The 15,002-nt window shown below is 46.8% G+C and carries 12 protein-coding genes; all 12 read right to left on the reverse strand.

What is annotated here, in order from left to right; translation table 11 throughout:
- Positions 1–439: 439 nt before the first annotated feature.
- Positions 440–1,861: a glycogen synthase GlgA gene (gene glgA, locus BT105_RS14420; RefSeq protein ID WP_072301381.1), complete on the reverse strand. Its 1,422-nt coding sequence runs from the start codon at positions 1,859–1,861 to the stop codon at positions 440–442.
- A 15-nt stretch (positions 1,862–1,876) separates the two neighbouring features.
- On the reverse strand, positions 1,877–2,998 hold the full coding sequence (gene glgD / locus BT105_RS14425; RefSeq protein ID WP_072301382.1) for a glucose-1-phosphate adenylyltransferase subunit GlgD: 1,122 nt from the start codon (positions 2,996–2,998) through the stop codon (positions 1,877–1,879).
- Positions 2,999–3,012: 14 nt separating this feature from the next.
- Complete coding sequence (locus BT105_RS14430; RefSeq protein WP_072301383.1) at positions 3,013–4,239, reverse strand: glucose-1-phosphate adenylyltransferase; 1,227 nt, start codon at positions 4,237–4,239, stop codon at positions 3,013–3,015.
- Positions 4,240–4,270: 31 nt separating this feature from the next.
- A complete protein-coding gene (gene glgB / locus BT105_RS14435) occupies positions 4,271–6,292 on the reverse strand; it encodes a 1,4-alpha-glucan branching protein GlgB (RefSeq protein WP_072301384.1) in 2,022 nt (673 codons plus the stop codon).
- Between the two features lie 248 nt (positions 6,293–6,540).
- Positions 6,541–8,775 (reverse strand): SpoIIE family protein phosphatase, encoded by a 2,235-nt coding sequence (locus tag BT105_RS14440; RefSeq protein ID WP_072301385.1) that lies wholly within the window; start codon positions 8,773–8,775, stop codon positions 6,541–6,543.
- Positions 8,776–8,915: 140 nt separating this feature from the next.
- Complete coding sequence (locus tag BT105_RS14445; RefSeq protein ID WP_072301386.1) at positions 8,916–9,308, reverse strand: bifunctional adenosylcobinamide kinase/adenosylcobinamide-phosphate guanylyltransferase; 393 nt, start codon at positions 9,306–9,308, stop codon at positions 8,916–8,918.
- Between the two features lie 42 nt (positions 9,309–9,350).
- Positions 9,351–9,875, reverse strand: coding sequence for a bifunctional adenosylcobinamide kinase/adenosylcobinamide-phosphate guanylyltransferase (locus BT105_RS14450; protein WP_072301387.1), 525 nt, complete (start codon positions 9,873–9,875; stop codon positions 9,351–9,353).
- A gap of 25 nt (positions 9,876–9,900) precedes the next feature.
- Positions 9,901–10,869, reverse strand: coding sequence for a cobalt-precorrin 5A hydrolase (locus BT105_RS14455; protein WP_072301388.1), 969 nt, complete (start codon positions 10,867–10,869; stop codon positions 9,901–9,903).
- Between the two features lie 26 nt (positions 10,870–10,895).
- Positions 10,896–11,747 (reverse strand): 16S rRNA (adenine(1518)-N(6)/adenine(1519)-N(6))-dimethyltransferase RsmA, encoded by an 852-nt coding sequence (gene rsmA / locus BT105_RS14460; RefSeq protein ID WP_072301389.1) that lies wholly within the window; start codon positions 11,745–11,747, stop codon positions 10,896–10,898.
- Between the two features lie 10 nt (positions 11,748–11,757).
- Complete coding sequence (locus BT105_RS14465; RefSeq protein WP_081367932.1) at positions 11,758–12,021, reverse strand: hypothetical protein; 264 nt, start codon at positions 12,019–12,021, stop codon at positions 11,758–11,760.
- Between the two features lie 155 nt (positions 12,022–12,176).
- The gene (locus tag BT105_RS14470) at positions 12,177–13,763 is read right to left on the reverse strand and encodes an NAD(P)/FAD-dependent oxidoreductase (RefSeq protein ID WP_072301391.1); all 1,587 of its coding nucleotides are present in this window, start codon (positions 13,761–13,763) and stop codon (positions 12,177–12,179) included.
- Complete coding sequence (locus BT105_RS14475; protein ID WP_072301392.1) at positions 13,760–15,001, reverse strand: aminoacetone oxidase family FAD-binding enzyme; 1,242 nt, start codon at positions 14,999–15,001, stop codon at positions 13,760–13,762. The genes BT105_RS14470 and BT105_RS14475 overlap by 4 nt, the downstream gene beginning before the upstream one ends.
- Between the last annotated feature and the right edge of the window lies 1 nt (position 15,002).

Genomic DNA, 15,002 nt, shown 5'->3' on the forward strand with positions numbered 1-15,002 from the left:
ATATCTGATCCAGTTCATAACGCTTGCGTTATTACTTCAATGTGTTTTTTAGTCTTTTCTTGACTTTCTTTCCTAAGTCTTTCAACTTAGCAAAGGAATCTCAAGGGTCGTTACTTTTTTTCTTCGCATTGTTCAATTTTCAAGATGCTGTTCGCTCTCTCCGCTCAGTCTCCCTCACGGGACAGCTTTAATATTATACCACTATCTCTTAGGTTTGTCAAGCCTTTTTTCAAATTTCTTTCAGAAATTTTTCTTTCACTCAACTCTCCTTGTCGGACAGTAAATATATTATAACATTACTTCCACGATTTGTCAAATCGAATTTTACCCAAAGAATCCTCTTTTTTTTGTACGAAATAACGGACAATCAAAAAACTATTATAATATAAGGATAATCCAGCCCGAAGCTGCTCTTAAACAGCCTCGGGCCGAAATGTACTTATTTATTTGACAAAAGCTCCTTATACGTATCGATATACTCCTCGGCAGATGCCGACCAGCTGTGGTCGCACTCCATAGCGCGCTGCATGAGTTCTTCCCATTCAGACTTGTCATTGTAGTCGTTCCACGCACGTTTAACTGCGTCAAGCATATCATTGGCATTATACGTCTTGAATGTATAGCCGTTGCCGTTTTCGCCGCCGTTATCACGGACAGAATCACGAAGTCCACCTGTTTCGCGAACTATTGGGATAGCTCCGTATCGCATTGCTATCATCTGAGCAAGTCCGCAGGGCTCACTCTGAGACGGCATGAGGAACATATCCGAGCCTGCGTATATCCTGTGGGAAAGATCAGGGATAAATCCAATATTGACCGATACTCTCTCAGGATAGCGTGCAGCCATTTCCGTAAAGAAATCCTCATATATCTTCTCTCCGCTGCCGAGGACTGCAAACTTGATACCGTCATGTATCATCTCCTCGAAAACGCAGCGGATAAGGTCAATGCCCTTGTGCCTTACAAAACGGGAAACTATACCGATTATCGGCTCATCACCCTTTGCAAGTCCCAGCTCCTCTATAAGAGCCTCCTTACACTTGGCTTTTCCTGCAAGCTTCTTTGACGAGTAATTAGCCTCTATGTACTTGTCCTTGTCAGGATCATACAGCTTTGTATCGATACCGTTCATGATACCGCGAAGCTTATACTGCTTCGTAACAAGTATCCTGTCAAGACCATGAGCGTACCACGGATCAAGTATCTCCCACGCATAGCTCGGGCTGACCGTGGTTATCATGTCACAGGTCTCGATAGCGCCCTTCATCATATTCACATAGCCGTCATACTCGATAAGTCCCGCGTTATACATGGGGATACCCATGAGTTCACTGAGAACTTCCTTTCCGTACTTGCCCTGATATTCAATGTTATGGATAGTGTAAACTATCTTTATTCCGTCATAGCCCTGCTGATACTTGTAATAAACATTATAATATACAGGTATAAGGGCTGTCTGCCAGTCGTTGCAATTGATTATATCAGGTGTGAATTTGATATACTTGAGCATTTCGAGCACTGCCCTGTCAAAGAATACAAATCTCTCGCAGTCATCATAGAAGCCGTAAAGACCGTCTCTTGAATAGTAGTACTCATTATCAATGAAGTAGTAGGTTATCCCGTCCTTGATAGTCATAAAGATACCGCAGTACTGCTTGCGCCATGAGACATCTACGGTTATATTGGTAAGGAATACCATTTTCTCGCGCAGCTCTGCACTGATGGATTTATAGAGAGGTATTACCACTCTGCAATCGTGTTTCTTTGACTTTATAGCCTTGGGAAGAGAACCTGCCACATCTGCAAGACCGCCTGAGGCTGCAAAAGGTACAGCCTCGCTGGCAGCAAATAGTATTTTCATATTAGATCACCGCCGTCAGATCTTACCGCCTTTTCCAATATACAGCGGGTATGTTTCCGAGCCTGTAAGCACCTTGTCGTTGCTTATCTCAACATTCTTGTCGGTAATTACCGATGATATGCTGCAGCTCGTACCTACCTTTGTGCCCTGAAACAGAACACAATCCTTTACTACTGAGTCCTTGCCTACTCTTACGCCTCTGAAGAGGATAGAGTTGATAACTGTGCCCTCTACGATACAGCCGTCCGCAATAAGAGAATCCTTGATATTGGACTCGAGACCGTACTTTACAGGACCGTTATCGCCTATCTTTGTAAGAACAGGCATCCCCTTTGTGAAAAGAGCATTTCTCTTTTCGGTGTCAAGCAGAAGTCTGCTTGAATTGTAATAGTTCTGGATACTGTCTATCCTTGTAAAGAAGCCGTCGTGCTTATAGCCCATTATCTTGAACTCGTCCTTCTTTGCCTGTAATATCTCACGGGTGAAGCTGTGCTGATTTCTGCTTGCAGCATCAGCAACTATCTTCTTGAGGAAGTCCTTTGTGATAATGCACATTTCCAGCCAGAGGTTGCACTCGCCTGAGATCTGCGGATCAACCAGCGTATCCTTGAGTCTGCCTTCTTCGTCAAATTCAAGGACAGTGGCGCAGTTGTTCTTCTCGCAGTTATAATATCCTCTGCTGTAGATAAGCGTGATATCAGCTTCTGTTTCCTTGTGCTGCTTGAGCACAGGATTGAAGTTTATCATAGTTACCACGTCGCAGTTTGACATGATAACATACTTGGCATTTGAATGTTCAACGTATCTCCATATATTATTGAGGGCGTCAAGTCTGCCCTTATAGATACTGCTCGTATGACTGTAAGGCGGAAGCAGATGAAGTCCGCCCTTTTTACGGGCAAGATCCCAGTCACGTCCTGATCCGAGGTGATCGAGGAGTGAACCGTAATTAGATTTCGTTATAACGCCTACTTCTGTAACTCCCGAATTAACAAAGCTTGATAACGGGAAGTCGATAAGGCGATAACGTCCCCCGAAAGGTATTGAACCCATTGTTCTCTGTTTTGTCAGCTCGCTGACATATGAATCATGCATACTTGCAAAGACAAGTCCCAAAACATTATAATTAACACTCATAGTACATTCCTCCGTCAGATATTTTCGCCGATTATCTGTTTCGGCTCAACGACCTTGTTTTCCGAAACAGTAACGTTATGTCCGACAACGGCAATGCCCCAGTCTTCCCTGTTGTCTACAGATTCGGGACTTGAACCGATACGTGCGTGACTTTCAATAACGCTGTCGCTTCCGACAATGGCGTACTCAACAACAGCTCCCGATTTAATTACCGTACCCGGCATGATGATACTGTAGTTCACAGTAGCACCAGGCTCAATGGTAACGCCTGAGAAAAGGATTGAGAAATCGACTGTTCCGTCGATAGTGCTTCCCTCGGAGATCATTGAGTTCTCAATGCAGGCATTGTCGCCCACATACTGAGGCGGGTAGTTGTTGTTTCGTGAATATATCTTCCAGTTCGGATCATAAAGATCAAGAGGAACATTAGGACTGAGAAGGTCCATATTTGCCTCCCAGAGTGAATCGAGAGTTCCTACGTCCTTCCAGTAGCCTTCAAACTCATATGCAAAGAGTCTCTGCTTGTCGCGGAGCATAGATGTGATTATATCCTTGCCGAAGTCCTTTGACCACGGCTCCCCCTTCTCACGCTTTGCATTGGCTTCATTCTCGTTATCTATGAGGTACTTTTTCAGCTTTGCCCAGCTGAATACGTAGATACCCATTGACGCGAGAGTAGACTTAGGCTCCTTTGGCTTCTCAACGAAGTCTGTTACCTGCTTCTGCTCGTCGCATATCATGATACCGAAGCGTGAAGCCTCAGCTTTCGGAACGTCTATGACGGAGATAGTGCAGTCGGCGTTGTTCTCTACATGGAAATCCACCATTTTTGAGTAGTCCATTTTGTAGATGTGGTCGCCGCCGAGAACTACAACGTACTCGGGATCATAGCGCTCAATAAAGCGGATATTCTGATAGATTGCATTGGCAGTGCCCTCGTACCACGAAGCGCCTGCCTGCGTCTCATAAGGCGGAAGTACATGAACTCCGCCGTTCATTTTGTCAAGGTCCCACGGCTGACCGTTGCCGATGTACTCGTTCAGCACAAGTGGCTGGTACTGTGTGAGAACGCCCACTGTATCTATACCTGAGTTGGTACAGTTCGAGAGAGGGAAATCAATAAGGCGATATTTGCCGCCGTATGGAACGGCAGGCTTTGCCACGTTTTTAGTCAGTGCATAAAGTCTGCTTCCCTGACCGCCTGCAAGGAGCATTGCAACGACTCTTTTTTTACTATACATTGTTCTATACCTCCGAAAATTAATGTAGTAACTATTTTTCTTTTACAGCAGTCTTTTTCTTAGCCGTAGTTTTCTTTGCAGCAGTTGCAGCTTTCTTCGTTGCAGCCGTCTTTGGAGCAGATTTTACACCGCCCTCCTCCGTCTTCGGAGCTCTCTTTTTCACAGGAGCGAATTTGAGATAAATTACCGACAGAGGAGCAAGCGTCATTGAGATACTGTTGTCAAATCCGTGCATAGGCACCTTGTCTGATTTGAATGAGGACTCAGTGATGCCCGAGCCGCCGAATTCAACAGCGTCGGTATTGAAGATAAGCTTGTACTTTCCCTTCTGCGGAACGCCTATCCTGTAATCACGGCGCTCAACAGGGACGAAGTTGCACACAGCGATTATCTCCTCACCGTTATCGTCGATACGTCTGAATGAGATGATACTCTGCTTGTAGTCGTCGTTTGATATCCAGCTGAAGCCGTTCCATGAGTCGTCATTCTGCCAGAGAGGAGCGTTATTGATATAGAATTTGTTCAGCTTTTCAGAGAACTTCTGCAAATTCCTGTGCGAATCATATTCCATAAGTCCCCAGTCAAGCTGTGACTTGTAATTCCATTCGTTCATCTGACCGAATTCCTGTCCCATAAAGAGCAGCTTCTTGCCGGGGTGAGCCATCATATACGCAAGAAATGCACGGTATGAAGCAAACTTCTGGTCATACTCGCCCGGCATTTTATTTATCATGGAGCACTTTCCGTGAACTACCTCGTCGTGTGAGATAGGCAGGATATAGTTCTCCGAGAATGCATAGAAGAATGAGAATGTGAGCTTATCGTGGTTGAATGCACGATAGATAGGATCAAGCGACATATAGCTGAGCATATCGTTCATCCAGCCCATGTTCCACTTGAAGTTGAAGCCCAGTCCGCCTATATCTGTCGGCTTTGTAACCAAAGGCCACGCCGTTGATTCCTCGGCTATCATAAGAGCGTCGGGGTGCTTGCTGAATACAGCTTCGTTGAGATGTCTGAGGAACTCAACAGCCTCAAGGTTCTCATTGCCGCCGTAAATATTTGCAGCCCACTCGCCGTCACGTCTGTCGTAGTCAAGATACAGCATTGAAGCTACCGCATCAACTCTCAGACCATCGATGTGGAACTCGTCAAACCAGTAATTAGCGCTTGATATGAGGAAAGAGCATACCTCTGCCTTGCCGTAGTCAAATACTCTTGTACCCCATGCCTTGTGTTCTTTCTTGCGGTCATCTGTGTACTCGTAGCAGCAGGTGCCGTCAAACTCATAAAGACCTGCCTCGTCCTTGGGGAAATGAGCGGGTACCCAGTCAAGGATAACACCTATCCCTGCCTCATGGAAGAGGTCTATCATCTTTCTCATATCGTCGGGAGTTCCGTAGCGTGAGGTAGGTGCGAAATATCCTGTTACCTGATATCCCCATGAACCGTCATAAGGATACTCGGTAAGCGGCATGAACTCCACATGAGTATATGACATTTTTTTGAGATAAGGAATTATCTCCTTTGCAAATGTGACATAATCAAGGTAAACATCGTTGCCGTAGTTTTTCCACGAGCTGAGATGCACCTCGTAGATATTCACAGGGCTTTTATATATACTTTCGGTGCTTTTCTCCCTGAACCATTTATCATCGCTCCACTCGAAGCTGCTCTCATAGATCTTTGAAGCAGTTCCGGGACGTGTTTCAAAGTGAGCGGCATAGGGATCAGCCTTGTTGATGATCCTGCCGTCTTTAGATTCAATGCTGAATTTATATGCGTCAAACTGGCTGAGCTTACCTATCTCAGCCTCCCAGATACCGTCAGAAATAAGCTTCATCGGGTTCTTTGTTCTGTCCCATTTATTGAAGTCTCCGACAACAGATACGCTTACAGCATTAGGAGCCCAAACTCGGAAAATAAAAAACTTGCTTCGTCCTTTTTTCACAGAATGAACGCCAAAAAATTTATATGCCTCGTAGTTTTTTCCCTGGTAAAAAAGGTACAGCGGAAATTCATTTGAATTATTGTTATTTTTGTTAACAGACATGATTCAGCCTCCTTTGCTATAATACATTTTATCAGAATCAGCAGAATTATTCAAGCTTTTTTATGAAATACGCTCAAATTTCATACGTTATGCTAATATTACCATGCCTTATTAGTGCAATTTGACGTATTGTTTCTCAGTTTTATTTGCAGACTCTTGTTAAAATGCACAGCAAATGTCACCAAATCAGCCGCTCAGTATGACATTTGAGTTAATATTTTGTTCACAAAGTTCATATCTTGTTATTATTATGACCTTATGACTTTCACGCCGATAACGGTCACATCATCGGCATGGATATTGGGATTGAAAACCTCGGACTTCGCACATATTTCGTCAACTATATGCCTAAGGTCATCGCCTCCGAGAAGAAGCTCCTTAATGAACGGAAAAGCCCCTTCCGAGATACCGTCGGAGAACATTATAACTATATCGCCCTCCTCGAATCCGCATTCCCTTACAAAGACCTCCGAGCTCTCGTAAATGCCTATGGGAAAGGTCGGCGAGGTTATTTTCAGTACGCTTCCGCGGTGACGGATAAGGGTAGCGGCGGCGCCGGATTTAATTACGGTAAGTCCGCACTCGTCAAGGTCTATGCGAACTGCGTCAAGTGTCGCAAAGCTTTCGTCGTGTGACTTGGTCACCATTACTGAATTGATGAGCTTAATAGCAGAACCGAAGTCCACGCCGCTGGTCACAAGCCGTCGGAAAAGTCCCACTACAAGCCGTGACTGCGCAGCCGCGTCTTTTCCTGTTCCCATACCGTCGGAAAGCGTTACATATGCCGTTCCCTCACCGTCACAGAACACCGCATGGGTGTCTCCGTTTTCACTTGAGCTATCCGCACATGACGACGCCGCAGCCACCTCTATCGAATAGGCAGGCTTCTCAAAAATACGTATCCGTATCTCGTTTCCAGAACGTATCGGCTCTGTGTGGTCAAGCTGCAAGTGAAGCTCGTCCGTGATAAGGTCGCACACTCTTGTGCTGCTTTCAGGGCAGCATTCCGCGGAGAAGTATACCTCCGCAAGAAGCCTGTTTTTACTGTTATAATATGCGATGACATTCTTCGGCTCAATTCCGAATTTTTCGAGCTTTTTTCTTATGCTTCGGCTGACGTTTTCGGAGTATCTTACGTCTACTTTCTCCCCTGCCGAGCGAACGAGTTCTTCGGTTATTTTCAGCTGCTCATGAAGTATGCTCCTGCTCTCTGAAAAACGCATTTCCATAAGCTTTGCCGCAGCCTTTTCATGGGAGCTCTTTGCAAAGGCGTCAAGCACCTCGCTCTTGTGCAGACAGTCCGCGAGCTCAGAAGGAAAGCTCTCGGCGGCAAACTCCGTCATTTCAGAGAGCTTTGAAAAGCCTCGGTAGGTATTGTACCTGTCCGATTTCCAGCAGAATGGCTTGCGGTAGCACATGGAACATACCCTCTCGCAGTTATCCTCTATCTCCTTTTTTTTGTCACTGCCCACAGCAAGCATTTTTGAGATACGCTCAGATTCGGTTCGCAGCTCCTTGACTGTCTTTGAAAGGAAATCCATTCGCGTGCCAATAATATCCGAAAACGCCGTTTCTTCGCCGCCTATCCTTATCCACTTGTCTGAAAAACGCTGCGATAAGGGGATAAAAATAAATGCGCCGCAGATAATATCAAGCATATTGTCAAAGCTGCCCATTGTAAGCCCTGTCAGTGCCGTAAGAACAAAGCTTATCCCCACAAAACCTGTTGCTGCCGTCTGCGGCTTCTGTCTCCGAAGAAAGCCTGTAAGAAGCCCTGCGGCTGGCAGAAGTACTATATCCGTCCCGACTGTCCCCGAAGCAAGAAATGCTCCGCAAACTGTAAGGGTTCCGCAGATAACTCCGCCTGTCTGCTTGTAGAAATACGCTCCTCCAAGTGTAATAGCCGCTCCAAGTATAACGCCTGCATTCAGTGCAGGAAGCTTAACTGCGCACAGAGCCGAGATAAGGACAATATATATCACAGCGCATGAAAGTCCTCCACTGCCTGACAGGTCAATGACTCGGCGGTGTTTAAGTCCCGTTATAATAAGTGCCGCCGAGTATGCCGCAAAGCCTGCCACGGCTCCGTAAAAGGCGTAAAAGGGCAGCTTGTACAGCAGCTCGCCTATAACTGCCGAGACCGCTGCTCCCGATGCGAGAATGCTTACAAATGTGTTGATACCGCACAGCTTCGGATCGTTTTTCGGCTCAAGGAACATTTTTATCATCACGATAAGCGCCAGAGCCGATAGCTTCACAATATTATGTCCGATAGAACCACCGAGTATACTTCGTACAAGACTTCCCGTAAAAACTGCGGCTGAGGAAGTAAGTCCGACAGCTCCTGCCGCCGAAATATCCGCAAATGACGCAATTCCTGCTATTTTTACGTCCGACATGAAGAATCCCACGGCAAATGAAGCCGAAAAAGCCGCTGCAGTTCCGAAATATTTCCACGATGTTATCTTTTTTAAATTTATCATTGACGTCACCTCACAAAAATATACTATACCATGTGAAAGGTGCATTATCTGTCATTATTCGCCGCGGAAAAGCTCAGTTTCGTGAATTATTTGCGCAAAAAAGGAAAAAAGCTGTGCATTGCACAGCTTAATACCGTATTTTATTTGTTACCGCCTTTGATATAAACAGGCAGACCGCAGGTGACTCTTATTACATCGTCGCTGTTCTTTGCTATGATACAGCCGCATTTTCCTGTTATCTCACGGCGCTTCCGCTCCGCTTTTTCAGCAGGGATTATTCCGCAGCCTATCTCGTCCAGTATGATTATGGCGTCCTTGTTCTCAGCACACAGACGCTCAGTAAACTGCACACAGTCAACGCCGTGAGCAATAAGCCTTGCAATGAATCTGTGATAGCTCTTTATGCACTTAGCGCTTAACGCTTCTTCAAAATCACAGGTAGAACCGTTTGCGATATCTGCGCTCTCAAGACCAAAATGTCTGCATACAAAATCCAGCTTTCCCTGATATGCTCCGCCTGTTACCATTATCATATCAAATACCTCCACGATGTATTGTTTCGTTTTTTCAGTTTATCAGTCAAGCAGTGCAGAGCCCTTCAAGGCTACGGGAACACTGTAAACACACTCGATGACATTATCTGCAAATGCAGTTATCCTGCGGCTTATCTCGCCCATTTCCTTTATGTACTCCATAAGCTCGGGAGAATAGCTTATACCGTCTCTGCTTATGTCATTAGCTACGATGACAAGCTCCGAAGCCTTTGCGCCTATGAGCTCCATACCTGAAACTATCTTATCAACGGTGCGGAGTATCCTGCCGTCAACAAACATTTCATTGGCACAAAGCCTGCCTATCTCCTCAACAAGCACAGCACTGCCGATAGGGATATCAGCATAGGCGATATCACGGGGACACTCTATAGTCACGTATTTCTTCTGAGTATGCATTTTCATGCGCTTGGCAATGACCTCCTGTGCGTCATCACCTACGGGATTTATCGTGGCGATGTAGTATTTAGGACAGCTGAGCCTGTCTATCAGCTTCTCGGCATAGCCTGATTTTCCGCACTTTGTTCCGCCTGTCACAAGAGTTATCATACTCGTTCAACACCTTTCAAAAGCCTCAGCTTTTTCTTTCAAAATCAAGAAATACAGGAGCCTCCGCAGCCGCTATACTGATACCGTCAAATTCTTTTTCCTTTATGATAAGCTTTCCGCCGCTTTTCAGTACCATTTGCTCACATTTCGCTTCAACGCCGTCAAGCTCCGCAGATTCATATTTCTTCATTGGTATACCAAGCTTTTCGCAGAAGCTGCAAAGCTCAGGAACTTCGTCTACAGCAGCGATACAGCTTATGCGTTTAATGCCGATACCGTCAAGAGCGGAAGTCACTGCATTTTCTAATGCCTCGGCTGATGTATCGTTTTTACAGCTTATACCGAGAACTATATTCTTAGGAACAAGATTGACCGTAACATCAAATGGCTTCAAATCTGTATTCGTATCTATACATATGCCTGTTCTGCATATGCCGAACTCAGTGAGTTCCTCAGGCAGTCCGCTGTGCTTGTAATTGCTGAAAAAGCCTATCTTCTCGTCGTGAAGTACGGCTGCCGATATTTCTTTTGCAGCCTTGCTGTCACATATTATAAGGTCATTTGCCGCCGCAAAGCTCTCCAGTGAAAAGCTGCCCGCGTCGTCCTCAGACGAAGTTATAACAGCAGTTACTCCCAGAGAATCCGCCAGAAGCTCAGCAATGTGATTTGCTCCGCCAATATGTCCAGAAAGGACGGGTATAACAAATCTGCCGCCGTCGTCCATAACTATTATTGCTGGGTCATCGGGCTTTGTGCCAAGATAGGGAGCCGCCGCACGAACTGCAATTCCGCAGGCGCACACGAAGATAAAAGCGTCGGAGCGCTCGAAAAGTCGTCCAACCATGCTGCCCATATTCCAGAAAACAGCTGCATTGTCATCGGTATGCTTGTGGAAGCAATAACGGCTTACCCTGTGCTCTGCACCGAGAGCCTCGGCAATGCGCACTGAAAGCTGCCTGCCGTTTTCAGTGACAGAAAAAACTGCTATATTCATCTTCTTTCAGCCTTTCTGATTACAGTTTATTTTTGAAGCTCTGCCGACAGAGCTATGAGCTGCTCCATGTCAAGCTGCTCGATGCGTGCTGCCTCGGGAAGTCCGAGACCTTTCAGAGCTGAATATGCTTTCTCTTTAGGGATACCCATAACAGAGGAAAGTGAATTGGCAAGAGTCTTGCGGCGCTGCGAGAAGCCCGCCTTGACGACCTTGAAGAAGAAGCGCTCGCTTTCCTCGTCAAGTCGGTGCTCGGTGTTAAGGTCTATCCTGATAACAGCCGAATCAACATTTGGTGCAGGCATGAAGCTGCCCCGTGATACGTCAAAAAGCTTCTTGACAGTTCCATAGTAGTTTACTCCAACGGTTATAGCACCAGAATCGCGTGTGCCGACCCTTGCACAAAGGCGCTGTGCGGCTTCTTTCTGTACCATGACAGTTATGGACTCGATAGGCAGTCTATTTTCCAATAACATCATGATAATGGGAGATGTGATGTAGTAGGGCAGATTCGCACATACCGCCACCCGAAGTCCGCCGAACTCCTCGGCTATGAGCTTATGGAGGTCGCACTTCATCACGTCCTCATTGATTATCTTTACGTTGTCGAACTCCTCCAGCGTCTCTGCCAGTATGGGCAGAAGCCGCGAGTCGATCTCCACAGCCGTTACCTTGTCCGCACGCTTTGCAAGCTCAGCTGTAAGTACTCCGATACCAGTACCAATTTCAAGTACGCCGAAGCCAGCCTGTGCGTTACCGTTTTCAGCTATTTTAGGACATATATCGGGATTGATGATGAAATTCTGTCCCAGTCCCTTTGAAAAGCTGAAGCCGTGACGTCCAAGTATATCCTTGACTGTGCCGATATTAGTCAGATTCATTTATTTCTCCTTAGACCTTGTGACGTTCTTTTTCGGAAAACTCCTTCTGCTTAGCGTTGTTGAGCTTTTCCATAGTGTTCACAAGGTAATCAGCCGAGCGGTAGGCTCTCTGAAAATCCATATCCTTGAAGTGTACCTGCAAATCTACATATTCGCCGTCTATAATGATATCCATTTCGCCGATCTGCCGTCCGACATACTTCTGAGAAGCGTACTTTATGTACTCGTCGATCTCGCGTCTGTCCATTTCTCCGCCAATAACATTGATCTTCATATTAAGCCTCCGTTTCAGTTATTATTATTTTTCAAACAAAAATATTTTTTAGTTGAGAGTTGGGAATTGAGAGTTGGGAATTGAGAGTTTAGAGTTATTGTATCGCTGCGTCGGTATTATTTAAATAAAGTGAGCGAACACATTAGCTCTCAACTCTAAACTATTGCTTCCAGCAATGATTCCGCGCATTTCATGCCGTCAACTGCCGCGGAAACTATTCCGCCTGCATAGCCTGCGCCCTCGCCGCAGGGATAAAGCCCTTTCAGGCTAAGGGACTGCATATCCTCTCCCCTGTTTATTCGCACAGGAGAGCTGCTCCTGCTCTCGATACCTGTCAGCAGGGTATCTCCGTCGTCAAAGCCCTGTATCTTCTTTCCCATTTCTGTTATTCCCATTCTCAGGGATTCGCAGACATAATCGGGAAGATACTCCTCGGGAGCTGCGAACTTCACATCGGGGCGAAATGAGGGCTTGACTCTGCCGAGCTTTTCACTGACGCGCCCCTCCATGAAATCACGGAGCACTGCCGCAGGTGCGTGATAATCACTCCCCCCTGCTCTGAATGCCTTTTCCTCAAGGTCACGCTGAAACCACATACCAGCCAGTGGGTGGTCACTGCCGTAGTCCCCGGGACCTACATTCACAAGGAGAGCGCTGTTGGAGTTCTCTGCGTCACGGGCAAAACAGCTCATACCGTTGACAGCAAGCCTGCCCTCCTCGGAAGAAGCCGCCACAACATATCCTCCGGGACACATACAGAATGTATAGAGAGTGCGCCCGTTGGGAAGATGTACAGCCAGCTTGTAATCGGCGGCTTTCAGCGCCTTATGACCTGCAAAATTACCGTACATCGCTTTATCGATATCAGTTCGCAGATGTTCCGCACGAACTCCCACAGAAAAGCTTTTTTGCGAGAGCTCTATCTTCTCATTGTAGAGAAGCTCGAAAACGTCCATTGCACTGTGCCCTGTAGCAAGTATGACGCTTTTCGTGTCGATAGTGCAGATTTGTCCTTCTTTTGTGTATTTAACCGCGGATATTGAGCCGTTTTCGGCTTCAAAACCGCAAAATTTAGCATTGAATATTACCTCTCCGCCCAGAGATATGACTCTCTCTCGAAGCGCCTTGACAGCTCCGCGAAGCTTGTCCGTGCCGATATGTGGCTTTGCAAGGTAAAGTATCTCCTCGGGAGCACCGAACTCCACCAGACGTTCCAAAATCCAGCCTATGCGCTTGTCCTTTATGCCTGTTGTCAGCTTGCCGTCAGAAAATGTACCTGCTCCGCCCTCGCCGAACTGCACGTTGCACTCGGTATCAAGCTTTCCGCCTGACTGAAATTCCTCCACTGCCTTTACACGGGAGTCCACATCACCGCCCCTTTCAAGGACTATGGGCTTTGCTCCTGCCATTGCAAGAACAAGTGCCGCAAACATTCCAGCAGGTCCGAAGCCTACGATAACAGGACGGTAAGCCGCGTTTTTCGCAGCAGGGATATTATACTCGGGCTTTTTGTATTTTACCGCATTTTTCAGCGTTTTAAGAAGCTTTTCCTCGCCTTTCGCCTCGATATCAAGAGAAATAAGGAAGTGAACGTCGCTCTTTTTTCTCGCGTCCACTGACTTCTTTGCAAGGCTTACGCTGATAAGCCTGCTGCGGTCGATTTTAAGCTTCTTGGCGCATATATCTTCAAGCCTTGAAAAGTCTGTATCAAGAGACACCCTGATACCGCCGACTCTTATCATAAGAGCGCTCCTCTCAGAGAATTTGCACAGCATCTTCCAGCCATTATCCCCGATGACCATGCCCACTGGAGATTGTATCCGCCGCAGTCGCCGTCCACGTCAAGTATCTCGCCGCATAGGAATATGCCCTTTGCCCCTCTCAGCTGAAGCTGCTCGTCCACGCAGTCTCCGCTTATGCCGCCTGATGTGACCTGTGCTTCTTTCCACGGCGCACTGCCGAGGACTTCAAAATCCAGATTCTTTATGAGCTGTGCTATTGTACGCAGGTCAGCTTCCTTTAAAGCTGAAATTGGCTCGGTAAGAGGCTTTCCAAGAGCGCGTTTTGTCAGATAAAACGCAAGATTGCGGACGAAAAGTCCTGTGAGAAGTTCCTCTAAGGTACAGCTGCTGCGCTGATACTGGATTATACGGAGATAGCCCACAAGCTGCTCCATGTCCATATCTGAGGCAAGGTCAAGACGAAGCGTCAGCTTGCCGTCGTACTGTGATATAAGATGAGCCATATTGAAAACACAGATACCAGACAGAGAGCTCTCCGTAAACTGTATCTCACCGGTTTCTTCTTTTAGTATCCTGCCTGCGGAAAGAGCTGTTACCTTACCCTTGGCACGAACGCCTTTCAGCCCCTTGAGAAGTTCGGGGCGTACACGCAGAGGTGCTACAGCAGGGCATATCTTCGTGGTGTGACAGCCGTTGCTGCGGAGAAGTCTTATTACGCTGCCGTCAGTTCCGAACTGAGGTGCCGCATATCCGCCTGCTGCTACGATAACTCGCTTGCAGGGATACTTCTCACCCTTTTCCGAGGATATTCTGAAGCAGTCGGGAGTACTCTCAATAAAGTTTGTTTCAAAGCCGCAGCGCTCGATTATGCCGAGCTCCTTGGCTCTGAGACGCAGCGCGTTCAGCACTGTAGCCGCACTGTTGCTGCGCGGATATATCCTGCCCTTGGAATCAGCGGAGCACACAACACCGATACTTCCAAAAAACTCCTTGGCTGTGGGAGTACCGTTGATTATGCGCATCACATTCTTCACGCTGCCGTGATAATGATGTGAGCCCATATCCATGTTGCTGAGATTACATCTGCCGTTGCCTGTAGCAAGAAGCTTCTTGCCTACACGGTCAAGCTTTTCAAGAATGACTACCCTTGCCTTTGGCATGACGTTTTTAGCCTCGATAGCAGCTGCAAGTCCCGACGCGCCGCCCCCTATAACGGCGATATCTGTGATTTTACTCATA

This window comes from Ruminococcus flavefaciens (assembly GCF_900119075.1).
GTDB lineage: Bacteria > Bacillota > Clostridia > Oscillospirales > Ruminococcaceae > Ruminococcus > Ruminococcus flavefaciens_Q.